This is a genomic window from Marisediminicola sp. LYQ134 (genome assembly GCF_046599635.1).
In the GTDB taxonomy this organism is placed as follows: domain Bacteria; phylum Actinomycetota; class Actinomycetes; order Actinomycetales; family Microbacteriaceae; genus Marisediminicola.
This window is the reverse complement of sequence record NZ_JBKIWP010000001.1, coordinates 1,044,431-1,069,504: the sequence shown is the minus strand read 5'-3', so window position 1 is coordinate 1,069,504 and position 25,074 is coordinate 1,044,431. Positions and strand designations below refer to the sequence as shown.

Here is a 25,074-nt window from a genome sequence, read left to right as displayed (position 1 = left end):
GCCGCCAGCGCCAGAACCCGTCGGGACATCAGGTGAATCGTTCACGGGATCGGTCATTGCCCCAGCCTCTCAAACGTTCGTCGAGGTGCGGTCGCCCAGCGTATCCATGTCGTTGAACCACTTTCGCAGGGCAAGCACGAGGTGCCCGAGTGCGGCAGCGAAGAGGAGTGAGTACCCCACGAAGAAGAGAATCGGCGCACCCAGCAGAACGAACACGATGCACACGACACCGTAGTCGGTGGGGAGTAGCAGCAGAGATCGGAGAGGGGAGTGAGCGCGAGGTGCCGGGGCTCCGGTGTCTTTGGCCGTGCCGCGATGAATCGTCTTCAGAAGATCGTTGAGGATCATCGCAAAGAAGGAGACCGACCCCACGAGGGCGAAACCGAGGGGTATGAGCAACCACGCGTCGCTATCCAGGTCGAAGAATCTGTACGCCGCAATCAATACCGCCCCGTGCAGTGCCACGATTTTCGTCGCGTCCACCACATGGTCGAGCCATTCGCCCGCGGGCGATCCTCCGCCGCGAAGTCGCGCGACCTGGCCGTCGGCCGAGTCGAACGCGTAGCCGCTCGCGAGGAGGAGCCAGACGAGCACGCCAAGCCACCAGCTGGGGTGCACTGTAGCGATGAGAACGATTGCCGCGAGCGACAAGAGTGCGCTGATGCCGGTCACCTGGTTGGGAGTCAGGCCGGCTCGATATGCCCACGCTGCGATGTAGCGCCCCACCTTCCGGTTGACGAAGACGGAGTAGGCCGGAGCACCAGGTGCCCGTTTCTTCTGGGCGGAGGCGAGACGGTGGACGGTATCGCGGTAGGACCCTGTATTGCGGGTCGCCTCGCTCGGTGCGTTGGTCATTACGGTGCATCTCTATTCGTGACGCCCGAAGGCATGGCCGATGTCGATACAGGGTAGTCGGACCGCCCTCGTCGAGGAGTTTGCGGCGCACTGTCGTGTACGTCATCGATCGTGCGGAGAATCTCGAGACCGTACTGGTCGGCATCGTGGCGTCGGAGTGCGAGCTGGCGGTCGGACCATGCATCCTGCCGGACATCGACCCACCTGCGCCGGACGTCATCGAGCGCGGAGGCGAGCGCGGAGGCGTCACCGGGCTGCACTCGAGCTGCCGACCGATAGCCGTCGACGGCTTCGACGAGGCCGCCGATCGCACTGGCCACGACGGGCCTGCCACTCAAGATGGCTTCGACCGCAGTGTTACCGAACGGCTCGGCCAGTCTCGACGGAACGACGACGACATCCCCCCGGCTGATGCCGTCCCACACATCGGAACAGAAACCGTGGAAACGCACCGAATCGACCATGTCGAGATCGACGATGCGGTCCCTCAGCTCCGCCTCGAACCATTCGTACCCTGCGAACACCGCACCGTAGATGTCGAGAACGGCGTTGATTCCCCGTGCACGCAATTGAGCAACCGCCTCGACGGCGACATCGACACCCTTACGGGGTGAGATGCGCCCGACATAGGTCACTCGCAAACCCGCGTTCGTCTCCGCGCGAGCCATCTCGGCGTGAGGAGGACCCGGCACGGCATTCAGTACGACGACCGAGGCAGAGCCGAGTCGTCGGATGGACTTGCCGAGCACGTCGGCGCTGAAACGGCTGTTCGCGATGATCTGGTTCGCGAGAAGCAGCGGTAGTGCAAGGAGATAACGCAGGAGCTTGGATGCACCGTCCTCCGCCTCGTGCACATGACACACGCTCGGAACCCGAGACATCCGTGACAAGACGAGCCAGAGCGGGATCGTCACGGTGTTGACGAAGATCAATGCCGGTCGCTCTCGCCGGAGCAGCCTGACCCCCTGCCACGTGCCGACAGCGAGATCGGCGACGAAGCGGGCGAACCCCCGAGGGCGGAGGATGCTTTTTCGGAGCACAGGGCTGCGCATCGTGACCACGCGAGCTCCGCGGGAGACGAGCTCCGAGCTCAACGGGCCGTGCTCGGGCAGCGCCACAACCACTCGGTCGTACCGGGTACCCAAGGCGGTGACCGTTTCGAGCAGAACGCGATCAGAACCGTACAGCTCCGCCCCGGGGTGTGCCACGACAACGGTCGAACCAGTCCTCCCGCGTCGTCCTGCACGCGTCGAGGGGCGAGGTTCCGACCGATGCGACGCCGTCTTGACGGTCATGGTGTTCTCGTGAGATTCGATCGGAGGGTGCGCGACCGCTGGCGCGCACCCGTGCTGCTCCCACGAGTCGTCGCGCCAGCGGCAATCTTTCGCGCGAGCGCCTCATATCCGTCGGTCACCCGATCCCAGTCGTAGACCGATCTCGCCCGTTCTCGGAGTCGTGCCCCGGCGTCCGACGAGGCGCCCGATCCGGAATCGGAGGTATCGATCTCGTGGGCCACGTCTTCGGGGAGGGAGAAGAATCGCCCGTGCCCGCCGAGGACCTCACGATTGAAGTCGACGTCGAAGGCGAGCACCGCGGCCCCTGCTCCCATGGCGCGGAGGAGAGAGGGGTTCGTGCCTCCGACGGAATGACCGTGGATGTAGGTCGCCGCGTTGCTGTAGAGCTCGTCGAGGAGCTCCTGATCCCAGATGCCGCCGACGAGTCGGATTCGATCGTCGCCCTCTGCGAGCCGCGCGATCTTCGCGGTGTACTCCTCGGCGTAGGGCGCAGATCCCACGACGACCAACGGCAGCGTCGATGCACTCTTGCGGTAGCCCTCGACGATGACGTCGACGTGGTTTTCCGGTTCGAACCGAGCCACGACGAGGGAGAACCGGCCCGGTTCCAGGCCGAGCTCCGCGAGACGGTCCGCGTGGGGATCGTCGATGATGGGCGCACCGTAGGTCAGAAGCTCAGTGGGGACGTCGAACTCCCGACGGTAGTAATCGGCGATACCTTGAGCGTCGGCGATGAGGGAATCCGCCCACCGCACCCCGAGCTGCTCTGCGAGGCGGTAGTACTTCTGTCCGGTCGGACCCCACTTACCCCGCTTCCACTCGAGGCCGTCCATGTGGAGTGCGACGGGAATTCGACGAAACCGCAGCAAGGGGAGGAACGGCGAATTGGCCGCGTTGAAGACGAAAGCGGCATCCGTCTTGCGACCGACGAGGGTGTGCACGATGGACAGGGCGGTGTGACTGAGCGTCTCGGCGACTTTGACGCGAAGCGCGGGGAGATGCACCAGTCTCATGCCGGCGTGAGTCCGCTTCTTCTCTCCCGGCGCGAAGCGGCAGTAGACGGTGACGCGGTGACCGCGGGCAACGAGCCGGCGACCGATCTCATCGATCGCCGTTTCGAATCCGCCGTACGCGGCGGGAACACCACGCGTGCCGATCATCGCAATGGACAGGGGACTGTCGCTGAGAGGCTTTCGCATCAGTACGCCCCCGATGCCCCGCGGAGCACCTTGAGAGTGCGCCACATGATGACGAGGTCGCCGGTGAGCGACCAGTTCTCCACGTAGTACAGATCGAGCCGCACGCTTTCATCCCAGTCGAGGTCGGAACGGCCGTTGACCTGCCACATGCCCGTGAGGCCCGGCTTGATGTACAGACGGCGGTGCACGCGGTCTTCGTAACTCTCGACCTCGCTCTTGAGCGGCGGGCGGGGCCCGACGAGGCTCATCTCGCCGATGAAGATGTTCCAGAGCTGGGGGAGTTCGTCGAGCGAGTACTTTCGCAGAACCTGGCCGATTCGGGTGACCCGGGGGTCGTTCTTGAGTTTGAAGAGCACGCCCGCCCCCTCGTTCTTATCGAGGAGCCCGGCGAGATCGTCTTCCGCGGTCTGCACCATGGAGCGGAACTTGAGCATGCGGAACGACTGCCCGCCGCGACCGATGCGCTCCTGGCGGAAGAGCACGGGGCCGGGACTGTCCCGCTTGACCGCGATGCCGATGACGAGGAGCAGCGGCAACAACAGGAGGAGGGCGGCGCCGGACGCGACGATGTCGAGTGCGCGCTTGAGAACGTGCTTGCCTCCGCCGTACTGGGGCAGTTCGACGTGCATGAGCGGCAGACCCTCGACCGGGCGGAAGTGGATGCGCGGGCCCGCGACGTTGGTGAGGCGCGACGCGACGACGAGTTCGGCTGTCGACCCCTCGAGATCCCAGCCGAGGTCGCGGATGAAGTTGGAGCCGCCGTTGGGCTGGCCCGCCACGATGACGGCGTCCACGCGGAGGCTCGACGCTGCTTGCGCGACATCCTGGAGGTTGGAGACGACGGAGACGTCCCGTGAACTCACGGTCATCGAGTCGACGTCGTCGGAGTCGATCGCGGCGCCGATGATGTCGTAGACCGAGACGGCTTTGCGGTCCATCTGGCGGATCACGTAATCGACGTCGAGGCGGTCTCCGACGACGATGGCCCGGGAGATGAAGTTTCCTTCCTTGCGGCGTCGCACCAGCCACTTGCGCCACAGGAGACGGCTCGTCATCAGACCGGCGAGGCCGAGGGGGAGAGCGAGAGCGACGAAGCCTCGAGCGATGTCGACCTTGAGGAGGAGGAACACGATGGCGAGCAACCCGAACGCGAGGACGCTCGCGCTGACCACGGCCCGGTATTCGGCGAGACCGGTTCCGACGATGCGGGAGTCGCGCGAGTGGAACGCCGCGAGCGTGCTCACCCATGTGACGATGATGACCGCCGTGATGAGCCAGTAGTCGAGCGACACCTGGCCGAAGGCCGCGACCTCGCCGAACCAGAAGCGAGCGACGAACGCCGTGATGACGGCCGCCGTGATGATGAGCACGTCGGTCGTGATGAGGCGCATGCGGTAGCGCCGTGCCCACGCGGGGCCCGTCGATGCGGTAGGCGCTGTGCTGCGGCTCACGAAGGGCGCGGGGTCTTCGACGATGCGCAACCGCGTGCTGCGCTCGGCGCTCCGAGGGCGACGATGCGGTGCCGGTGCGCGGCGGGTCTCGCTCACGACGTCGACATCGCGGTCGAGGAGAGCGTCGCCTGACCGACAGTCTCTGAGGCGCATCCGCGGGAATCACGGACAAACGGATTAAATACGGGTGTGGTTATGGGGGAGCTCACGAGGAAGCCTGCAATTCGGGTAACAGGTTCGCCTCCGGCGGCTGACCTGAACGGGAATCGCGAGGATGCACTGATGGCTCAGAAACATCGACAGGACGGCGCGTTCGGGTACGCGGCGAAGACTACGGGGGATGTCGGGTAATGGGTGAATCGAGCACGCCAGCGGGGTAAGGATCTGGCGCACCGTTGGTGGTGCGGGTTCAGTTGCGGGAATCGCGTGCGGGGACACGCTCTGCGACGAGCCGGGTGGGTACTCCGGCGCGAATCGCGTCCGATCATGCTATGGCATCGCCGCCGATTTGTGTGCCCCACTTTCGGGGGCGTGTTGCGACGACTAGTCTCGCGAGGCCCCGGATGCCGGGGAGACAACATCGCCTCCGCCGAGTCTCCAGCGCACGACGCCGCGCACCGTTTCGCTCTCGTCGAAGCTCAAGTGGGCGACGAGCGCGGCGGGAGTCGACGGGTTCGTCGCGACCCAGGCCCGCACCGAGTCGTCTCGGTCGCGAGCGAGCCCGTCGAGCACGGCGAGCGGAGCGGTCTCGTTTCTCGCGACCCACGACCGCACACCCGAATCGCCATCGTGCGCGAGAGTGTCGAGCACGGCGGCGGGGGCGTGTCTGTTGCTCGCGACACTCTCGCGGATCTTCGCGCTGGGGCTGCTCGCGAGAGCGAGCAGCCGGCGGAGCTTGCCCTCGGTGAACACGGGCACGCTCATCCGCGTCGCGACGTCGTCTGTCGCGTCAAGCGCGGTGTCGACGCCGGGCATCCCCGGGGCGGCGGCGCGGAACTGCTCACGCTGGGCTGTGGTGGAGAAGCGGATGCACGACATAGGTCGACGGTAGCGCGTGCAGCCCGGGGGCGACCGGGTGTCGTCGGAGTGTCCGCGGCATCCGCGCGGTGGGCGCCACCCCGAGTGTGTCCGCGGGCGCGATCGATAGACTCGCTGACCGTGAAGCCGAGCGCCAGTCCGACCGTCAGTTCGCGGATCGTCACGGTCCCGAATTGCCTGAGCGCGTTCCGGCTCGCGCTCGTGCCGGTGTTCCTCGTCTTCATCGTCCGCGGCGACGACGCGCTCGCCCTGCTCACACTCGTCGTGTCGAGCCTGACCGATTATCTCGACGGCATCATCGCGCGCCGCTTCAACCAGATCACGCGTCTCGGTCAACTGCTCGACCCCGCCGCAGACCGTCTCTTCATCTTCGCGACCCTCATCGGTCTGGCGACGCGCGAGATCGTGCCCTGGTGGCTCGTCGCGCTCATCCTCGGCCGCGACGTCGTTCTCCTCGGGCTCGGAGTCGTTCTCGCGAGTCACGGCTACGGGCCGCTCCCCGTGCACAATCTGGGCAAGGTCGCGACATTCGCGCTCTTCTATGCGCTCCCCATCCTCATGGTCGGGCAGGCGTTCCCCGCCGCCGCGTTCGTGACGGATCCGCTCGGGTGGGCGTTCGCGATCTGGGGAGCCTTCCTCTACTGGTGGGCGGGCGTCATCTACATCCGCGAGACCGCTCGGGTGATCAGAATCCCCCTGGCGGAGGGGCCCCCCGTTTCCGATACGCTGGGGCGCTAAAGGAGGTTCACGATGGCCACGTCACAGAACGATCATCAGGCCGCCGCGAACTCGGCGCGCGAAACTGAAACCACGAGTCACTACACGAGCGAGTTCGCAGCCCAGATCGCTGCACTCGCCTCCGAGGTGTCCGTCGAAGAGCAAGACGCCATCGCGTCGCTGCCCTCCGGTTCCGCACTCCTCGTCGTGAGGCGCGGTCCCGGCGTCGGCTCGCGATTCCTCCTCGACTCCGACGTCACGACCGTCGGTCGTCACACGAACGCCGACATCTTCCTCGACGACGTCACGGTGTCGCGCCGTCACACGGAGTTCTTGCGGCGCGGCACTGCGTTCGAACTCAAGGACCTCGGGTCGCTCAACGGCACCTATTTCGACGGCGCTCGCGTCGATTCCGCCGTGCTCACCGATGGCGCCGAGGTGCAGATCGGCAAGTTCCGCCTCACGTTCTACGCTTCGCGCAACGACCTCGTCGCTTCGGCGAGCCAGTAGTGGCGCAGCCCGCGAGCCAGGCGAGGACGCCTGGCCCGACAACTCTGTTGAGCATCGGCCAGGTGCTCGCGAGGCTCACGGGGGACTTCCCCGACCTGACCCCCTCGAAGTTGCGGTTCCTCGAGGAGCGGAAGCTCATCTCCCCGGCCCGAACGGAGTCCGGCTACCGCAAGTTCTCGCCATCCGACCTCGATCGTCTGCGCTTCGTGCTCACCATGCAGCGCGAGCACTATCTCCCGCTCAAAGTCATCAAGGGCTATCTCGACGATCTCGATGCCGGCCGCCAGCCCGAACTGCCGGGGGGAGCGGTCGCCGCCCCGTCGATGCTGTCGAGCGAACGAAGGCTCAGCCGCGACGAGCTCATCCGCGAGGCGGGCGCGACACCGCAGCTTCTCAACGACGCCGTCTCGTCGTCGCTCGTCGTCGGTGCCGATCACTACGGTGACGACGTCGTCGCGGTCTTGCGATCGCTCGTCGAGTTGCAGCGATCGGGAATCGAGCCGCGGCATCTGCGCACCTTCCGGGCGTCTGCCGAGCGGGAGCTCGGTCTCATCGAGAACGCCCTCATGCCGGTGACGCGGCGCAACGACGCGTCGAGCCGAGCCAAGGCCGTCGAGCTCGCGCGGGAGATCGCCGGGCAGCTCGAAATCGTCAGATCGAGCCTCATCCGGTCGGCGCTGACGCGCCTCGATCGGTAGACTTCCTAGACCGCCTCGACACGCCGAATCGTTTGATCGGATGTCGTTGCCGCCGGGCACCTCGATCGCTACGGTGGACCACAGGCTGGGGCGTTCGACCCCACCGATGCCGAGAGGCAGAAGGCAATCGCATGAGTGAAACGAGCAGCCGGAGCGAAGATTCTCGCTACGACCTGGGGCTCTTGTTCACCGACGGTATGCCTGACCTCGACGACAGCGCCGGTTATCGCGGAGCGGTCGCCGCCCGCGCCGCCGGCATCAGCTACCGCCAGCTCGACTACTGGGCTCGCACCGAACTCGTCGAGCCCACGGTGCGCGGTGCGGCGGGTTCGGGTTCGCAGCGCCTCTACGGTTTCCGCGACATCCTCGTTCTCAAGCTCGTCAAGAGACTGCTCGACACGGGTATCTCGCTGCAGCAGATCCGCACGGCCGTCAACCAGCTGCGCGAGTCCGGGGTGAGCGATCTCGCTCAGACCACGCTCATGAGCGACGGCGCGAGCGTCTACCTGTGCACGTCGAACGACGAGGTCATCGACCTCGTCAGCCGCGGGCAGGGTGTCTTCGGCATCGCCGTGGGTAAGGTGCTGAGGGAGGTCGAGAACAGTCTCGTCGACCTCGACGCCCAGCAGCCGCAGGCGACGGATGAGCTCGCCGCTCGTCGCGCCACCAAAGCGAGCTAGTCCGATTCACGGTCCAGATCGCCGACCGTTGTGGCCCTGGGTGCGCATCTCTGTGGCGCCGAAGCCTGAGAAGCCATCCCTTGCGTCACGGGATACCAATGTCGCGGCATGCCATCGTCACGAGATGCCGACACCGCCGAACGCTGAGGCCGCCAGGCTCTAGAGGCGCGCGTCGCTCGGCTCGGGGTCGGGCATCTTGGCGGTGCGCATGACGCGCTGCAACAATTGATCGAAGTTGCCCGCCATCTCCTGTGCGCTTTCGCCCGGCCACATGTGAAGCGGCTTCGCGGCACCCTGGGCCTGCTGGAGCGAGGTGCGCTCGGGCAGTTGAGGGCTCAGCACGAGCGGACCGAACATGTCGCGGAGTTCTTTGATGCGGAACTGGTGCTCGAGCGACTGCACGCGGGCCCGGTTGACGATGATGCCGAGCGGCTGGAGGCGGGGGGAGAGTCCTCGACGGATCTCTTCGATCGCCCGGAGTGCGCGATCGGCAGCGGCCACGGAGAACAGTCCGGGTTCGGTCACGACGGCGACCCGATCGCTCGCGGCCCACGCGGTTCGCGTGAGAGCGTTGAGCGACGGCGGGCAGTCGATGAGCACGAGGTCGTAGTCGCTCTCGACATTGGCGAGGGCTTCTTCGAGCTTCCAGATGTCGCGGATGCTCGGGTGCGGGCCGTCGAAGTTGATCGCGGAGGGGCTGCCGATGAGCACATCGATCTTGCCCTGGTGGCCTCTGGTCCACCCGCTCGGCGCGATGGCAGAGCGAACGATCTTCTCTTTGGGTGAGGCGAGGACGTCGGCGACGTTGAGGTGACCGGCGACATTGATGTCCATTCCGGTCGAGACGTCGGATTGCGGATCGAGGTCGACGACGAGGGTGCGGAGTCCCTTCGCGAACGAGGCCGATGCGAGTCCGAGCGTCACGGTCGTCTTTCCGACTCCTCCTTTGAGGGAGCTGACGCTGAGTACATGCACAACACGAAACGATACCTTCACTAGTCTGAAAGCACCTAAACGTCGGCCCCGGGTCGACGACAGCGAAGGGGCTCGATGTTCTCGAAGATTCTTGTGGCCAACCGCGGCGAAATCGCGATCCGCGCCTTCCGTGCCGCTTACGAGCTCGGCGCCGTCACGGTCGCCGTGTTTCCGCATGAGGACCGCAATTCTCTGCACCGCTTGAAGGCCGACGAGGCCTACCAGATCGGCACTCCAGGGCACCCGGTGCGGGCCTACCTCGACGTCGACGAGATCATCAGGGTCGCGGTGGAATGTGGAGCGGATGCGATCTACCCCGGTTACGGGTTCCTCTCCGAGAACCCCGAGCTCGCGGCGGCGGCGGCGGCTCACGGCATCACGTTCATCGGTCCCGGGCAGAGCGTGCTCGAGATGGCGGGCAACAAGGTCACGGCGAAGGAGCACGCGATCTCGGCCGGTGTGCCCGTGCTCGCGTCGACGCCCGCGTCACGCGACATCGAGGAGCTCCTCGCGGGAGCCGAGGCGATCGGGTTCCCGATCTTCGCCAAGGCCGTCGCGGGAGGCGGAGGCCGCGGCATGCGCCGCGTCGACACGGCTGCCGAGTTGCGCCCCGCACTCGAGGAGGCCATGCGGGAGGCCGACAGCGCCTTCGGTGACCCGACGATGTTCCTCGAGCAGGCCGTCGTGCGCCCGCGTCACATCGAGGTGCAGATCCTCGCCGACTCGACGGGGGAGACCGTCCACTTGTTCGAGCGCGACTGCTCGGTGCAGCGTCGCCATCAGAAGGTCGTCGAGATCGCCCCGGCACCCAACCTCGACGAGACCATCCGACAGGCGATGTATCGCGACGCGATCGCGTTCGCGAAGTCGATCGGCTATGTGAACGCGGGAACGGTCGAGTTCCTCCTCGACACCGCGGGTGAGCGCGCGGGCCAGCACGTGTTCATCGAGATGAACCCCCGCATCCAGGTCGAGCACACGGTGACCGAGGAGGTCACCGACGTCGACCTCGTGCAATCCCAGATGCGCATCGCCTACGGACAGTCCCTCGCCGACCTCGGCTTGCAGCAGAAAGACCTGCGCTTGCGCGGGGCGGCGCTCCAGTGCCGCATCACGACGGAGGACCCCGCCGCGGGGTTCCGCCCCGACACCGGCAAGATCACGACCTACCGCTCACCCGGCGGCGGAGGCATCCGTCTCGACGGTGGCACGATCAACCCCGGAACGCAGATCAGTCCGCACTTCGACTCGATGCTCGTCAAGATGACGTGCCGCGGACGCGACTACCCCGCGGCGATCGCGCGGGCGCGTCGCGGGCTCGCCGAGTTCCGCATCCGCGGTGTCGCGACCAACATCCCGTTCCTCCAGGCCGTCCTCGACGACCCCGAGTTCATCGCGGGCGACCTCAGCACGTCGTTCATCGACGAGCGCCCAAACCTCGTCAAGTCGAACCAGTCGAAGGATCGCGGCACCAAGATCCTCAACTGGCTCGCCGACGTGACCGTCAACCAGCCGAACGGCGACGGCGCCGGCACGCTCAATCCCGCGGTCAAGCTCCCCGAGACCGACCTCACGGTCGCGGCGCCCGCGGGATCGCGACAGCGGCTGCTCGAGCTCGGTCCGGTCGGCTTCGCCTCCGCGCTCCGGGCTCAGACCGCTCTCGCCGTGACCGACACGACCTTCCGTGACGCGCACCAGTCCCTTCTCGCGACCCGTGTGCGCACGCGGGACCTGACCGCGGTCATCCCACACGTCGCGCGCATGACTCCGGAGCTTCTGTCGATCGAGGCGTGGGGCGGGGCGACCTACGACGTCGCTCTGCGCTTCCTCGGTGAAGACCCGTGGGAGCGCCTCTCGACGATGCGCGAGGCACTGCCGAACATCGCCATCCAGATGCTCCTCCGCGGGCGCAACACGGTCGGCTACACGCCCTACCCGACGAAGGTCACGGATGCGTTCGTGAGGGAGGCCGCGACATCGGGTGTCGACGTCTTCCGCATCTTCGACGCCCTCAACGACGTCGCCCAGATGAGGCCCGCCATCGAGTCCGTTCTCGAGACGGGGTCGGCGGTCGCCGAGGTCGCCGTCTGCTACACGGGTGACCTCCTCGACCCCGCGGAAGACCTCTACACCCTCGACTACTACTTGCGTCTCGCCGAGGAGATCGTCGATGCGGGCGCACACATCCTCGCCATCAAAGACATGGCGGGGCTCCTGCGAGCGGGGGCAGCCGAGAAGCTCGTCACGGCTCTGCGTGACCGGTTCGACCTGCCCGTGCACGTGCACACCCACGACACCGCGGGCGGGCAGCTCGCGACACTCCTCGCCGCGAGCCGTGCGGGAGCCGACGCCGTGGATGTCGCGAGCGCGCCGATGGCGGGAACGACGAGTCAGCCGTCAGCGTCGGCCCTCGTCGCCGCTCTCGCGCACACCGAGCGCGACACCGGTCTCTCGCTGCAGGCCATTTCCGATCTCGAGCCGTACTGGGAGGCGGTGCGCCACGCGTACGCGCCCTTCGAGTCGGGTCTCGCGGGGCCGACGGGTCGCGTCTACAACCACGAGATCCCCGGGGGCCAGCTCTCGAACCTGCGCCAGCAGGCCATCGCGCTCGGTCTCGCCGACCAGTTCGAGAAGATCGAGGATCTCTACGCCGCTGCGAACCGCATGCTCGGCCGCCCGCCGAAGGTCACGCCGTCGTCGAAGGTCGTCGGAGACCTCGCCCTCGCTCTCGCCGCGGCAGACGCGGACCCCGCCGATTTCGAGGCGAACCCCGGCAGATACGACATCCCGGACTCCGTCATCGGCTTCATGGCGGGCGAGCTCGGCGACCTCCCCGGGGGGTGGCCCGAGCCCTTCCGGTCGAAGGTGCTCGAGGGTCGCTCGGTCAAGATCGGCGTGACGGAGGTGAGTGCCGAGGATGAGGCCGCGCTCGACGCGGACTCCGAATCCCGCCGCTCGACGCTCAACCGGCTGCTCTTCCCCGCTCCGGCGAAACAGTTCGAGCAGATCCGCGAGCTCTTCGGCGACCTCTCCGTCGTCGACACGACCGACTACCTCTACGGCTTGCGTCAGGGGCAGGAGCACGTCGTGCAGATCAGCAGGGGCGTGAGCCTCTTCGTCGGGCTCGAGGCGATCGGCGACGCCGATGAGAAGGGCATGCGCACGGTCATGACGACCCTCAACGGGCAATTGCGGCCCGTGTTCGTTCGCGACCGCAGCATCCGCGTCGAATCGAAGGCGGCCGAGAAGGCGGACCCGTCGAAGGCGGGCCACGTCGCGGCTCCGTTCTCGGGTGTCGTCACGCTCGGTGTCGCCGAGGGCGACACCGTCACGACCGGTCAGAGCGTCGCCTCGATCGAGGCGATGAAGATGGAGGCTGCCATCACCGCGACGATCTCCGGTGTCGTGAAGCGAGTGGCCGTGCCGAGCACCCAGCAGGTCGACGGGGGAGACCTCCTCGTCGAGATCGACCCCGCGTGACGTCGGGCCGTCGATGCGCCGGCCCACCGCGGGAACCCCGGTCGCCCTGAGCCGCACGGTAAACTGATCGGTCGGGGGTCGACGAAAGGTCTGGTGTTCTCGTGAGGAGTCCCGATAGCGGGGGCGCGGTCGACGGTCTCGACGGTGCCGACGGCGACGCAGACCGCGACAGCGGCCCTGACATCTCGATGCAGCAAGGCTCCGACCCGGTGCCGTCGATCGACGTCGCCCTGCCCCGACCCGTGCGGTCGGTTCCCGACGACGAAGCCGCCCTCTCGATAGACGACGTCTCGGTCGACCCGGGGTCGGTCGGAGTGCCCATCGTCTCGACACCCGCGATCCCCGTGGCGGTCACGTCGCCGAGGGCGCCGCGGAGCCCCGCGGTGTCGGGTTCGCGTGCGGAGTCGCGGGGCGACGCACCCCGTCACGCCACCTCGACGGGCCCCGAAGCGGCGTCGATGCTGACCCCCGAGCGCCTCCTCGGCGACGGCGGCACGAAGCGTGCGCCCGAAGGACGCTGGCAGGCGCTCGTCTATCGAGCGACGTTCGGGGCGATCGACCTCGGAGACGCCCCGGCGGTGCGCGCTCGCAAACTCGTGGATGCACGCATCCACAAGGACTTCGAGGGGGGCACCCGATTCGTCCCCGTGCTCACGCGCAAGGGCGGAGTCGGCAAGACGACGGTGACGGCGCTCCTCGGAATGGCTCTCGCCGACGCGCGGGAAGATCGCGTCATCGCGATCGACGCGAACCCCGACCGCGGAACCCTGTCGGAGCGCGTCGCGAAACAGACCCGCTCGACCGTGCGCGACGTCGTCACCAAGACCGCGTCGATCTCGACGTTCAACGACTTCAGCAAGCTCGTGTCGCGAGACGAGACGCGGCTCGACATCCTCGCCTCCGACACCGACCCGATGCTCTCGGAGGCCTTCGACGAAGACGACTACAACGTCGTCGCCGACCTCTGCGCCCGGTTCTACTCGATCGCCCTCACCGATTGCGGAACGGGCATCGTGCACTCGGTCATGCGGGCCACTCTGCAGCGGGCGGACTCGATCGTCGTCGTCTCCGGGGGGAGCGTCGACGAGGCGAGGCTCGCCTCGGAGACGCTCACGTGGCTCGAGGCCAACGGGTACGGCGAGCTCGTGCGCAACAGCATCGTCGCCCTCAACACCGCGACTCAAGGCACCAACCTCGTCAAGCTCGACGAGATCGAAGCGCACTTCCGGTCGCGCGTGCGAGAGATCGTGCGCGTTCCCTACGACCCGCACCTCGCGGCGGGCTCGGTCATCGACTTCCACGCCCTCAAACCCCTCACTCGAGACGCGGCGAGAGAGCTCGCCGCGCTCGTCGTCGACGGCTTGCCCGCGACGCGCGTCAACTGATCCGGAGAAGACCATGCCCGAACGACCGATCCGTATCTTCGGTGACCCCGTGCTCAAGACGGTGTCGACCCCCATCGCCCTCGGCGACCCGGCGGCAGGCACCCTCATCGCCGATCTCCTCGACAGTGTCGCTGTCGCTGGTCGCGCCGGCGTGGCCGCGTGCCAGATCGGGGTCAATCTGCGCGCGTTCAGCTACAACGTCGACGGCGTCATCGGATACGTCATCAATCCGACGCTCGTCGAGGTCTCGGGAGACCCCGTGCTCGTCGACGAGGGGTGCCTGTCCGTGCCGGGGTTCTACTTCGCGAGGTCGCGCTATCCGTTCGCTCGCGTCGTCGGCGTCGACCTCGACGGCGAACCCGTCGAATTGAGCGGCACGGGCCTCCTCGCCCAGGCCCTGCAGCACGAGACCGACCACCTCGACGGCAAACTCTTCATCGAGGGCCTCGAGAAGGAGACGAAGCGCGAAGCGATGCGGCTCATCCGCGAGAGCGACTGGTTCTGACCTCGACCCCGGCGCTCCCGCGGACAGGGTGACTCAGCCGACGATCGCGGTGCCCTCGGTCGCGGGGGCTGTGGCATACATCGTGTCGATGACACCCGCGAAGTCACTCAAGATGACATTGCGCTTGATGCTCATCTTGGGCGTCAGGTGACCGCTCGCCTCGGTGAGCTCCTTGTCGAGCACGACGAACTTGCGGATGGACTCCGCCCGCGACACGTCCGCGTTCGCGGCGTCGACGGCGCGCTGGATCTCGGCGAGCACCTTGGGGTTGCGCGCGGCGTCGGCCACGGACTGCGTCGCGTCTTCGCCGTTGTTGTTGAGCCAGACGGGGAGCATCTCCTCGTCGAGGGTGATGAGCGCCGAGATGAACGGCCGCTGCTCGCCCACGGCGATCACTTGACCGATGATCGGGTTCGCGCGGATCGGGTCTTCGAGCGCTGCGGGAGCGACGTTCTTGCCCCCCGCCGTCACGATGATCTCTTTCTTGCGGCCGGTGATCTGGATGAGTCCCTCCGCATCGATCTCGCCGATGTCACCCGTCTTGAACCACTCGCCGTCGAACGACTCCGCGGTCGCGGCGTCGTTGTTCCAGTAGCCACGGAAGACGTTGACCCCGCGAGCCTGGATCTCGCCGTCGTCGGCGATGCGCACCCCGCAGCCGGGGAGCGGCGGTCCGACTTTGCCGATCTTGAAGTTCGACGGGAGGTTGACCGAGATGGGCGCCGTCGTCTCGGTGAGGCCGTAGCCCTCGAGGATCGTGATGCCGAGGCTGCGGTAGAAGTGCCCGAGGCGCAGTCCGAGGGGCGCCGAGCCCGAGACGGCGTACTTCACGTTGCCACCCATCGCGGTGCGGATCTTTCCGTAGACGAGCTTGTCGAAGAGGGCGTATTTGACCTTGAGACCGAGGGGAACGCTTCCGGCGTCCACGGCCTTGGAGTGCGCGATCGCGACATCCGCAGCAGCGCGGAAGATCTTTCCCTTGCCGCCCGCCTCGGCTTTCTGCTCCGACGAGTTGTAGACCTTCTCGAACACGCGCGGCACCGCGAGGAGGAACGTCGGCTTGTACGACGCGAGGGAGGGGAGGAGGAGCTTGGTGTCGGGCTGGTGACCGACCTTCACACCACCGTGCACCGAGAGCACCGCGATGAACCGCGCGAAGATGTGGGCCGTCGTGATGAAGAGCAGAGTGGATGCCCCGGGGTGCACGACCTCGGAGATCGCCGTCGAGGCGTTGCGCGACAGCTCGACGAAGTTCGCGTGCGTCAGAACGCAGCCCTTGGGCTTGCCCGTGGTGCCCGACGTGTAGATGAGCGTCGCGATGTCGTCGGCGTTCGCGAGGGTGCGGCGGCGCTCGATCTCGGCGTCGGAGACGTCGACGCCCGCGGCGACGAGTTTGTCGAGGTCGCCGAGGTCGATCTGCCACCCTCGCGTCACGGCCGGGAGGTCGGCGCGCACCTCGTCGAATCGAGCGAAGTGGTCGGCGGTCTCGGTGATCATGGCGACCGCGCCCGAATCGGTGAGGTTCCACAGCAATTGGCTCGGCGAGGAGGTCTCGTACACGGGGACGAGCAGCGCACCCGCGAACCACGTGGCGAAGTCGATGAGGGTCCACTCGTAGCGCGTCTTGCACATGAGGCCGATCTTGTCGCCGGGCTCGATGCCCGCCGCGACGAGGCCTTTGGCGAGGGCTATGACCTCGGCGTGGAACTCGCGCGCCGTGACATCGCGCCACCCCCCGTCGGGCGTCGGGAGGGCGAAGATGGCGAGATCCGGCGTTTCTCGAACCCGGTCGACGAGCAGGTCCGTCGCGTTCGCTGTCGGATCCGCGTCGATGACTGCGGGTGTGTCGTACTGTTCCACGGCAACTCCTTTGGTACCCCGGTGGCTAGATGGCCCGAGTCTACCGGCTCGATGCGCGTGCGCCCGTGCGATGCCGAGGCATCTCTAAACTCATCGGTGGACGCCGAGCGCAGCACGAGCCCGCCCGGGTGATCCCGACACACGACGACGGCCAGACACACGACGACAGAAGGACGAGAGCGTATGGATGCGATCGGCATCGACATCGGAGGCACCAAGATCGCGGGCGCCGTGGTCACGGAGCTCGGCGAGATCGTGGTCGAGGACCGCGTCGCGACCGACGCGAGCAACTCCGACGCGATCATCGACGCCGTCGTCGACATGATCACGCGGCTCAGGGTCGGGCGCGACATCCGCGCGGCGGGCGTCGCCGCCCCCGGCTTCATCGATGCGGCCCAATCGACCGTCTACTACACGCCCAACATCCCGTGGCGAGAAGAGCCTCTGCGCGCCAAGCTCGACGCGCGGCTCGACCTCGACATCACGATCGACAACGACGCGAACGCGGCGGGCTGGGCCGAGTTCCGGTTCGGCGCCGGCCGGCTCGTGAGCGACATGACGATGCTCACGATCGGAACAGGTGTCGGCGGCGCGATCGTCTCGAAAGACGCCCTCTTCCGCGGCGGTTTCGGCGCGGGGGCCGAGCTCGGGCACATGCGCATCGTTCCCGGCGGCCTGCCGTGCGGGTGCGGCGCACGCGGGTGCATCGAGCAGTACGGCTCGGGCCGCGCGCTTCTGCGCATGGCCAATTCGATTGCGGATGTCGGCGGAATCGGTCAGGGCCTCGCGCGCGTCCGCGAGGCGCGGGGTTCGATATCGGGGCACGATGTGGCCGACCTCATCCGTGAGGGCGATCCGGGAGCCGTGCACGCGCTGCGCGAACTGGGGCACTGGCTCGGCGAGGCGTGCGCGTCGCTCAGCGCGGTGCTCGACCCGCAGCTCTTCGTCTTCGGGGGAGGCGTGTCGATCGCGGGCGATCTGCTGCTCGACCCTGTTCGGGAGTCTTTCCACGCGACCCTCCCGGCGCGGGGGTACCACCCCGAGCCGGAGTTCGTGATCGCCGAGCTCGTCAACGACGCGGGTGTCGTCGGCGCCGCCGACCTCGCGCGAGCCGGAGCCGAACGACGAGCGTAGTGTCGCGGCGGTACGATGGGTCAGTCTCTGAGAGGGCGGTCGCGGATGTTCTACTGGTTCATGAAGAACCTCATCGTGGGTCCGATTCTGCGAGCCGCGTTCCGGCCGTGGGTCACGGGGCACGAGAACATCCCGAAGACCGGGGGAGTGATCCTCGCGAGCAACCACCTGTCGTTCATCGACTCGGTGTTCCTGCCCCTCCTCATCGATCGCCAGATCAGTTTTCTCGCGAAGAGCGACTACTACACCGGCAAGGGTCTCAAGGGCTGGCTCACGCGCACGTTCCTCAAGTCGGCGGGGATGCTGCCGATTGACCGCTCGGGGGGCAAGGCGTCTGAGGCCTCCCTCCAGACCGGTCTCGGTGTGCTCGCGAAGGGCGAGGTGCTCGGCATCTACCCCGAGGGCACCCGGAGTCCCGACGCGAAGCTCTATCGTGGCCGCACGGGCGTCGCGAGGATGATCCTCGAGGGCGACGTGCCCGTCATTCCCGTCGCCATGATCGACACCGAGAAGGTCATGCCGATCGGTCGGCGCCTTCCGAAGGTGCGGCGCATCGGCGTCGTGATCGGTGAGCCGCTCGACTTCTCGCGTTTCCACGGCATGGAGGGCGACCGCTTCATCCTGCGGTCGATCACCGACGAGATCATGTACGAACTCTCGCGACTGAGCGGGCAGGAATACGCCGACGTCTATGCGACTTCGGTCAAGGACAAGCGCCCGTCGCTCTCGCGCTGATCGCGCATCTGCGCCGCCCACCGAACGAATAGGGTGGGCACGGCGAATAAGGGTGGACAGGGTCCGTCCCTGTCGCCATCGAAACCCCGCGGGTACCCACCCGCCCGTCAGCATCGAGGAATCATCGTGGCCAATCCGACCGAAGACACTGTCGTGCTCCCCGACCCCGCCGTGGTCGCCGGGCTCGACTACTGGCGGACGCTCCCGATCAAGCAGCAGCCCGATTGGCCCGACCCCGACGCCGTCGGCGCCGCGTCTGCCGAGATCGCCGCGCTCCCGCCCCTCGTATTCGCGGGTGAGGTCGACATCCTCCGGGAACGTCTCGCGACGGCCGCGGCAGGCAAGGCGTTCGTCCTGCAGGGCGGCGATTGCGCCGAGACGTTCGCGGGTGCGACCGCGGAGCAGATCCGCAATCGTGTGAAGACGATTCTGCAGATGGCCGTCGTGCTCACGTACGGTGCGTCGACCCCCGTCATCAAGATGGGGCGCATGGCCGGCCAGTTCGCCAAACCACGCTCGAGCGACAACGAGACGCGCGGCGACGTCACGCTTCCCGCCTACCGCGGTGACATCGTCAACGGCTACGACTTCACACCCGAATCGCGCCGCGCCGACCCGCGGCGCCTCGTGCAGGGTTACCACACGGCCGCGTCGACGCTCAACCTCGTGCGCGCGTTCACGCAGGGCGGGTTCGCCGACCTGCGCCAGGTGCACAGCTGGAACCAGGGATTCGCGCGCAACCCCGCCAACGCCCGATACGAGCTGCTCGCGCGCGACATCGATCGTGCGATCAAGTTCATGGAGGCGGCGGGAGCGGACTTCGACGAACTCAAGCGCGTCGAGTTCTACACGGCTCACGAGGGCCTGCTCATGGACTACGAGCGGCCGATGACCCGCATCGACTCGCGCACGGGCATGCCCGTCAACACGTCGGCGCACTTCCTGTGGATCGGGGAGCGCACGCGTGACATCGACGGCGCCCACGTCGACTACTTCTCCCGCGTGCGCAACCCGATCGGCGTCAAGCTCGGTCCGACGACATCCATCGACGACATGGAGAGGTTGATCGACAAGCTCGACCCCGATCGCGAGCCCGGCAGACTCACGTTCGTCTCGCGCATGGGGGCCGAGAAGGTGCGCGACGCCCTCCCGCCCCTCCTCGAGGCGATCACGCGGTTCGACGCGACGCCGCTGTGGGTATCCGACCCGATGCACGGCAACGGCCTCACGACACCCACGGGATACAAGACGCGTCGCTTCGACGACGTCGTCGACGAGGTCAAGGGGTTCTTCGAGTCGCACCGCGCAGCAGGCACCCACCCCGGTGGCATCCACATCGAGCTCACGGGCGACGACGTCACCGAGTGTCTCGGCGGATCGGAGCAGATCGACGAGGCGACCCTCGCGACGCGCTACGAGTCTCTGTGCGACCCGCGCCTCAACCACATGCAGTCACTCGAACTCGCGTTCCTCGTCGCCGAGGAGCTCGGCGCCCCGCGCTGAGAGGTCGTCGACCGCCCGAGGCCCCCGACCGCCCGAGGCCCTCAGCCGATGAGCTGGAGGAAGAGCGTCACGCTCGACCCCCGCGGCAGCACGGTTCCGGCCTCGGGGTCGGTTCCGGTCGCGCGAGCGCCGCTGAACGGCGCGAAGAGCGGGTTGTAGCTCACATCGAGGCCGAGGCCCTCGAGCGCGGCGATGGCCTCGTCTCGCGGAAGGTCGTTGACCTCGGGCACCGTGACGGGAGCGGGCCCATCGGAGACCGCGAGGGTGAGGGTGTCTCCGGGGGTCACGGGCCCGTCGCCGGGTGCTGCGGCGGAGAGCACCGATCCCTCGGGTATCGCGTCGTCGAAAGCGCGCTCGCCCTCGATCCCCGAGAGTCCGACGCCCTCGAGCGTCTCGAGCGCTTGGGCGAAGCCCTGACCGCGCACGTCGGGAACCGCACCGAGTGAGACGAGGAGGGTCACCGGTTGCTGCTCGCCGTATTCGTCGACGGTCGTGAGGTCGACGCCCTCGGCGCCCGTCGCCGCGATGACGGTGTCGGCGGGCACGTCTGACGAGAACTGCGTGGCCGAATCCTGGGCCGTGAAACCCGCGGACTCTATGGCCTCCCGGGCCTCGGCCTCGGTGAGACCGACGAGTTCGGGAACGGGGAGTTGTTCGGGACCGAGGTTGGTCAGGAGCGTCACGGTCGTCTGGCGGGCCAATTGGGCCCCGGCGTCCGGGTCGGTTCCGACGACCGATCCGACGGGGATCGAGGTGTCGGGATCGGTGATGCCACGCGTCTCGGCGGCCACCACGAGCTCGAGTTCTTCGAGGGTCGCGGTCGCGGTCGCGACATCCGACCCGCTCACGTCGGGAACCGAGACGAGGGCTCCGGGGCCGGCGTTGAAGTACCACCCGGTGCCCGCGGCGAGACCGGCGAGCAGGATGACGAGAGCGAAGAGCACGAAGCCCTTGCGTTTGCGACGGCTCGCCGTCTTCTGGAGTGCCGAGGCGCTGTCGGCGACGACGGGGCCCGTGCGTTCGCGTCGCTGCGGCCTGATGATCTGGGTCACGTCGTCCGACCCCGACGACGACGGCGCCGCCGTCGGCATGACCATCGTGCGGTGCGCCGCGGTCGCGGGAGCCGCCGTCGCGAGTTGGGCGCCCGTGTCGAGCAACTGGTCGAGCATCGTCTTGGCGTCGCGGGGGCGCTGATCCGGATCACGCGCGGTCGCCCACAGCACGAGCTCGTCGAGCTCGGTGGGCACCGCGGGGTTCTTCGAGCTCGGTGTTCCGACGGTGTCGTTCGCGTGCTGGTGGGCGATCTGGAAGGGTTGCTCGCCCTTGAACGGCTGCTCACCCGCGAGCATCTCGTAGAGCATGATGCCGACCGCGTAGATGTCACTGCGGGTGTCGGCGATTCCCCGCGTGACGAGTTCGGGGGAGAGGTAGGCGATCGTCCCGAGGAGGGCGTTGCCGGTCGCGGTGTTCGCCGTCGCCGCGCGAGCCAGCCCGAAGTCGCCGATCTTGATGCGGCCGTCGTCGGCGAGCAACACGTTCTCGGGCTTGAGGTCGCGGTGCACGATGCCGTTCTTGTGCGCCGCCGCGAGCCCCGAGAGCACGGCCTCCATGATGTCGAACGCTTGCATCGTCGTGAGCACGTGGTGCTCCTCGAGGAGGTCTCGCAACGTGATTCCGGGGAGGTACTCCATGACGAGGTAGGCCGTGTCGGCGTCTTGGCCCTGGTCGTAGACGTTGACGACGTTGGGGTGCGCGAGTCGCGCGGCCGAGCGTGCCTCCTGGATGAACCTCGCGCGGTACTGGCTGTCGTCGGCGAGGTGTCCGTGCATGACCTTGATCGCGACGCGACGCTCGAGGCGCAGATCGGTCGCGAGATAGACCGTCGCCATTCCGCCGCGAGCGATGCGCGATCGCACTTGATAACGACCGTCGACGAGACGACCGATCATCGGGTCCGTCGAGTTCGTGGTCACCCGTAGATTCTAGGGACGGCGTCGGCGTTCACCCGGTCGAAACACCGGGGCGGCGCGCCTTATCCGACCCGGGTCAGCCGATCTGCGCGAGCCACGAGCGCGCGGAGGTCTCCCACTTCGCGTAGGCGTCCGGGTAGGCCGAGATCTGCACCGCCTGGGCCGCCTCGGTGACCGGCAGATCCTGCCATCCCTCGATGTCGAGGAGGCCCCGAGTCTGCCCGGCGTTCGGGTTGGTGGGTCCGCCGAAGAAGACGGTCGCCGCGTAGACGGGGTCGGTCACCTGGCGGGGGGAGCCCCATCCGGTGCTCGGCCGCTGCTGGAACAGCCCGAGAGAATCCCTGTCGCCGTAATCGAGGTTGAGCAGACTCGACTCCTGCATGGCCGTCGCCAAGGCGATGACGAGTCCGTAGTCGCTCACGCCGAGCGATCGGCCGACGCTCACGATGGTCTTGGCGTTGGCCGCCATCTCCGGCGTGAGGGGCGTGACTCCCGACTCGGGCGACGTGACGACGGGCACTCCCGGGATCACGAGGGTGCGACCCGAGTAGATGATGCTCGACCAGCTCAACCCGTTGGCGTCGAGGATGGCGCTCGCGGTCGTGCCGTAGAGGGCCGCGATGCTCGCGACCGTCTCGTTCGCGCTGATGACGTGCGAGGTGTCGTCCACGCGAGTGTCGGGAGCCGGCGTGATCGAGACGGCGGGCTCGAATGGCGCGATCGTCTGGGCTGCGGGCGCTGTCGCGGGGATCGCGAGGGTGCCGCCGGGGTAGATGATGCTCGACTCCGAGAGGCCGTTCGCGCTCAGGACGGTTGCGGTGGGCACTCCGTAGCGCTCGGCGATGCCCGCGACGGTGTCGCCCGAGACGACCGTGTGGCGCTCGACCGATCCGGTGGGCTGGGGAGCGGTCACGCGAGGCGCGCTCGCGCCGTTCGTGAGGGTCAGCACTTGGCCGGGGAAGATCGTCGACTTCCAGCCGAGTCCGTTGAGGGCGAGGACGGATGCCGTCGGCAGTCCGTACTTCCCCGCGATCGAGCTGACCGTGTCGCCCGCGACGACCGTGTACGACGACGGCGTCGCGATGGCGGTCGTGGATTCGACGGGAGCGGACATCGCTTCGGCGGTGGACTTCGCGTGCGCTTCGGCGAGGGCTTCGCGGATGCTCTTGCCGAGTTCGCTGCCCTTGTCGCGGTTGCGCTCGTCGCTCTTGTCCTGCTCGGGGAGACCCGCGCCGAGGTTGAGGCTCATGGCCATCGTGCCGACGAGCACGATCGGAATGGTGGAGAAGAGACTCTTCGCGAGACGGCTGGGCTGCTTGAGCGCCGCGGGGAGGGAGGGCATCGTGCTGGTCATTTCGGGTCCTCGTTCATCGGCCGTGCTGAGTCGGGACGTCGCGGGCATTCGGGACCCGGTCTCGGACCGGGGGGCGCCCGAGGCATCGTCGGTCAAAGTTGACACACAACAATGCCCGTGTCAATCAAAGTGAATGGTGTGACTCGTGATACGAGAGTGACTCGATCGGGCGCCTCGGCGTGACTCTCCCGGCGAGGATCTGTCAGGCTGGTGCCGTGACCTCCCCTGTCGAAACCACCTGGCTCAGCGTTCCCGACCTCGTCGATGTGCTCGGGCTCGGCGTCAGCAAGATCCGCCGACTCATCGAAGACCGCTCCCTGCTCGCCGCGCGGGTGGACGGCGTGCTCAAAGTGCCCGCCGCGTTCATCCGTGACGGCGAACCCCTGCACGAGCTCAAGGGCACTCTCGTCGTGCTCGCCGACAACGGCTTCAGCGACGAGGAAGCGATGCGCTGGCTCCTCGACACCGACGACATGCTCGGCACGGCTCCCATCGAGGCCCTGAGGGCAGGACGCAAAGCCGAGGTGCGGCGCGTGGCACAGGCCCTCGCCTTCTAGCCCTGCTTCGCGGGAGTGCGGCCGCGTGAGAGGGGGGCTTACGCCGAACGCCGGGTGACCGTGTCGGCGAGTCTCTCCAACTGGTCGCGGGACGCCGCGCTGATGGGGGCGTCACGGAGGGCGGCGACGGCGAGATCGACGTTGTGCCTGATGAGTCGTTCGACCTTGTCGACCGCACCGCTGTGCTGGATCGAGGCCTGCAGCATGCTCACCTGCTGCTCGTCGAGGTCGGCGTCGCCGAGCAGTTCGTCGAGCAGCGAGCGCGCGTTCGCGGGCATGGCCGAGCGAGCGAGCGCGATGAGTACTGTTCTCTTGCCCTCGCGCAAGTCGTCGCCCGCGGGCTTGCCCGTCACGGCGGGGTCGCCGAACACCCCGAGCATGTCGTCGCGCAACTGGTAGGCGATTCCGAGCGGCAAGCCGAAGTCACGCAGCGTCGCGATCTGCTCGGGTGTCGCGCCCGCGAGGCACGCCCCGATCACGAGGGGAGCCTCGATGCTGTACTTCGCCGACTTGTAGACGATCACGCGGTGCGCTCGCGCGAGGAGGTCGTCTTCCGGAAGGGAGCGCCACGCGCGCTCGTCGAGGATGTCGAGGTACTGACCGGCGGTGACCTCGGTGCGCATCCGATTGAACTCCTGTCGAGCGGCGATGCCGGCCTCGCGGCTCGACAGAGCGGCCGTCGCCTCATCGAAGAGTTCGTCACTCCACCCGAGGAGGAGGTCACCGAGGAGGAGCGCCGCCGACTGGCCGAAGGTCGCGGGCTGGCCGACCCACTCGCCCTCGCGGTGCATCCGCTCGAACCGGCGGTGTGCGGCCGGAGCCCCGCGACGGGTGTCGGAGTTGTCCATGATGTCGTCGTGCACGAGAGCCGCCGCGTGGAAGATCTCGAGCGCGCTCGAGGCGAGCACGACCGCGGGGAGATCGTCGGGGGAGTCCTCGTCGCTCGACATCGGATCGTATTCGGGAGCGTGCCCCTCGGTCGCTTGCCATCCCCAGTAACAGAACAGAGCGCGGAATCGCTTGCCACCCCGGAGGAGGTCGCGGGAGAAATCGAGGAGGGGGAGCAGGTCGTCGGCGATCGACGTCAGGACAGGCTGCCTGTCGTCGAGAAACCGATCGATGTCAGCCTGGACAAGGTCAACTAACCGCGTACTCTCAGCCACACGCCTAGCC

21 protein-coding genes are annotated in these 25,074 nt (G+C 67.4%); 11 read left to right on the top strand and 10 right to left on the bottom strand.

Going from position 1 to position 25,074, the window contains the following annotated elements; translation table 11 throughout:
• Positions 1 to 69: 69 nt before the first annotated feature.
• The 5 genes from ACLHIH_RS05190 to ACLHIH_RS05170 all read right to left on the bottom strand — a co-directional run bounded on the left by ACLHIH_RS05190 (position 70) and on the right by ACLHIH_RS05170 (position 5,838).
• Entirely contained in the window at positions 70 to 855 is a 786-nt protein-coding gene (locus ACLHIH_RS05190; protein ID WP_411315632.1) for a CDP-alcohol phosphatidyltransferase family protein, read from the bottom strand.
• Positions 855 to 2,150, bottom strand: a complete 1,296-nt coding sequence (locus ACLHIH_RS05185; protein ID WP_411315631.1) for a glycosyltransferase — start codon at positions 2,148 to 2,150, stop codon at positions 855 to 857. Before ACLHIH_RS05185 ends, ACLHIH_RS05190 begins: the two co-directional genes overlap by 1 nt.
• Positions 2,147 to 3,310 (bottom strand): DUF1972 domain-containing protein, encoded by a 1,164-nt coding sequence (locus tag ACLHIH_RS05180; RefSeq protein WP_411315630.1) that lies wholly within the window; start codon positions 3,308 to 3,310, stop codon positions 2,147 to 2,149. Before ACLHIH_RS05180 ends, ACLHIH_RS05185 begins: the two co-directional genes overlap by 4 nt.
• Before the next feature lie 38 nt (positions 3,311 to 3,348).
• Positions 3,349 to 4,896, bottom strand: coding sequence for a sugar transferase (locus ACLHIH_RS05175; RefSeq protein WP_411315629.1), 1,548 nt, complete (start codon positions 4,894 to 4,896; stop codon positions 3,349 to 3,351).
• Between the two features lie 447 nt (positions 4,897 to 5,343).
• A complete protein-coding gene (locus tag ACLHIH_RS05170; RefSeq protein WP_411315628.1) occupies positions 5,344 to 5,838 on the bottom strand; it encodes a hypothetical protein in 495 nt (164 codons plus the stop codon).
• 120 nt (positions 5,839 to 5,958) lie between these two features.
• On the opposite strand from ACLHIH_RS05170, the gene ACLHIH_RS05165 reads away from it, so the two are divergent.
• The 4 genes from ACLHIH_RS05165 to ACLHIH_RS05150 all read left to right on the top strand — a co-directional run bounded on the left by ACLHIH_RS05165 (position 5,959) and on the right by ACLHIH_RS05150 (position 8,443).
• Positions 5,959 to 6,576 carry a CDP-alcohol phosphatidyltransferase family protein gene (locus tag ACLHIH_RS05165; protein ID WP_411315627.1) on the top strand — a complete coding sequence of 206 codons (618 nt, stop codon included), beginning with the start codon at positions 5,959 to 5,961 and terminating at the stop codon, positions 6,574 to 6,576.
• A 12-nt stretch (positions 6,577 to 6,588) separates the two neighbouring features.
• Complete coding sequence (locus ACLHIH_RS05160) at positions 6,589 to 7,065, top strand: FHA domain-containing protein (RefSeq protein ID WP_411315626.1); 477 nt, start codon at positions 6,589 to 6,591, stop codon at positions 7,063 to 7,065.
• Entirely contained in the window at positions 7,065 to 7,763 is a 699-nt protein-coding gene (locus ACLHIH_RS05155; RefSeq protein WP_411315625.1) for a MerR family transcriptional regulator, read from the top strand. Before ACLHIH_RS05160 ends, ACLHIH_RS05155 begins: the two co-directional genes overlap by 1 nt.
• A gap of 131 nt (positions 7,764 to 7,894) precedes the next feature.
• On the top strand, positions 7,895 to 8,443 hold the full coding sequence (locus ACLHIH_RS05150) for a MerR family transcriptional regulator (protein WP_411315624.1): 549 nt from the start codon (positions 7,895 to 7,897) through the stop codon (positions 8,441 to 8,443).
• 159 nt (positions 8,444 to 8,602) lie between these two features.
• On the opposite strand, the gene ACLHIH_RS05145 is transcribed toward ACLHIH_RS05150, so the two are convergent.
• Positions 8,603 to 9,418, bottom strand: a complete 816-nt coding sequence (locus ACLHIH_RS05145) for a ParA family protein (protein WP_411315623.1) — start codon at positions 9,416 to 9,418, stop codon at positions 8,603 to 8,605.
• Positions 9,419 to 9,493: 75 nt separating this feature from the next.
• Here ACLHIH_RS05145 and ACLHIH_RS05140 point away from each other — a divergent pair, with 75 nt between their 5' ends.
• The 3 genes from ACLHIH_RS05140 to ACLHIH_RS05130 all read left to right on the top strand — a co-directional run bounded on the left by ACLHIH_RS05140 (position 9,494) and on the right by ACLHIH_RS05130 (position 14,788).
• Positions 9,494 to 12,898 carry a pyruvate carboxylase gene (locus ACLHIH_RS05140; RefSeq protein WP_411315622.1) on the top strand — a complete coding sequence of 1,135 codons (3,405 nt, stop codon included), beginning with the start codon at positions 9,494 to 9,496 and terminating at the stop codon, positions 12,896 to 12,898.
• Between the two features lie 101 nt (positions 12,899 to 12,999).
• The gene (locus ACLHIH_RS05135) at positions 13,000 to 14,283 is read left to right on the top strand and encodes a MinD/ParA family protein (protein WP_411315621.1); all 1,284 of its coding nucleotides are present in this window, start codon (positions 13,000 to 13,002) and stop codon (positions 14,281 to 14,283) included.
• 13 nt (positions 14,284 to 14,296) lie between these two features.
• Entirely contained in the window at positions 14,297 to 14,788 is a 492-nt protein-coding gene (locus tag ACLHIH_RS05130) for a peptide deformylase (protein ID WP_411315620.1), read from the top strand.
• Between the two features lie 33 nt (positions 14,789 to 14,821).
• On the opposite strand, the gene ACLHIH_RS05125 is transcribed toward ACLHIH_RS05130, so the two are convergent.
• A complete protein-coding gene (locus tag ACLHIH_RS05125; protein WP_411315619.1) occupies positions 14,822 to 16,648 on the bottom strand; it encodes an AMP-dependent synthetase/ligase in 1,827 nt (608 codons plus the stop codon).
• A 183-nt stretch (positions 16,649 to 16,831) separates the two neighbouring features.
• Here ACLHIH_RS05125 and ACLHIH_RS05120 point away from each other — a divergent pair, with 183 nt between their 5' ends.
• From ACLHIH_RS05120 to ACLHIH_RS05110, 3 genes are all read left to right on the top strand, one after another.
• A complete protein-coding gene (locus ACLHIH_RS05120) occupies positions 16,832 to 17,782 on the top strand; it encodes an ROK family glucokinase (protein ID WP_411315618.1) in 951 nt (316 codons plus the stop codon).
• Between the two features lie 45 nt (positions 17,783 to 17,827).
• Positions 17,828 to 18,517, top strand: coding sequence for a lysophospholipid acyltransferase family protein (locus ACLHIH_RS05115; RefSeq protein WP_411316320.1), 690 nt, complete (start codon positions 17,828 to 17,830; stop codon positions 18,515 to 18,517).
• 171 nt (positions 18,518 to 18,688) lie between these two features.
• Positions 18,689 to 20,020 carry a class II 3-deoxy-7-phosphoheptulonate synthase gene (locus ACLHIH_RS05110; protein ID WP_411316319.1) on the top strand — a complete coding sequence of 444 codons (1,332 nt, stop codon included), beginning with the start codon at positions 18,689 to 18,691 and terminating at the stop codon, positions 20,018 to 20,020.
• Between the two features lie 41 nt (positions 20,021 to 20,061).
• Here ACLHIH_RS05110 and pknB read toward each other — a convergent pair whose 3' ends face one another.
• Together pknB and ACLHIH_RS05100 are read right to left on the bottom strand one after the other, a co-directional pair.
• Positions 20,062 to 21,993 (bottom strand): Stk1 family PASTA domain-containing Ser/Thr kinase, encoded by a 1,932-nt coding sequence (gene pknB / locus ACLHIH_RS05105; RefSeq protein WP_411315617.1) that lies wholly within the window; start codon positions 21,991 to 21,993, stop codon positions 20,062 to 20,064.
• 73 nt (positions 21,994 to 22,066) lie between these two features.
• Complete coding sequence (locus tag ACLHIH_RS05100) at positions 22,067 to 23,344, bottom strand: LysM peptidoglycan-binding domain-containing protein (RefSeq protein ID WP_411315616.1); 1,278 nt, start codon at positions 23,342 to 23,344, stop codon at positions 22,067 to 22,069.
• A 215-nt stretch (positions 23,345 to 23,559) separates the two neighbouring features.
• Between ACLHIH_RS05100 and ACLHIH_RS05095 the strand changes: the two genes are divergently transcribed.
• Entirely contained in the window at positions 23,560 to 23,901 is a 342-nt protein-coding gene (locus ACLHIH_RS05095) for an Rv2175c family DNA-binding protein (RefSeq protein ID WP_411315615.1), read from the top strand.
• A gap of 38 nt (positions 23,902 to 23,939) precedes the next feature.
• Here the strand turns inward: ACLHIH_RS05095 and ACLHIH_RS05090 are convergent, their stop codons facing one another.
• Positions 23,940 to 25,064 (bottom strand): polyprenyl synthetase family protein, encoded by a 1,125-nt coding sequence (locus ACLHIH_RS05090; RefSeq protein ID WP_411315614.1) that lies wholly within the window; start codon positions 25,062 to 25,064, stop codon positions 23,940 to 23,942.
• Positions 25,065 to 25,074 lie beyond the last annotated feature (10 nt).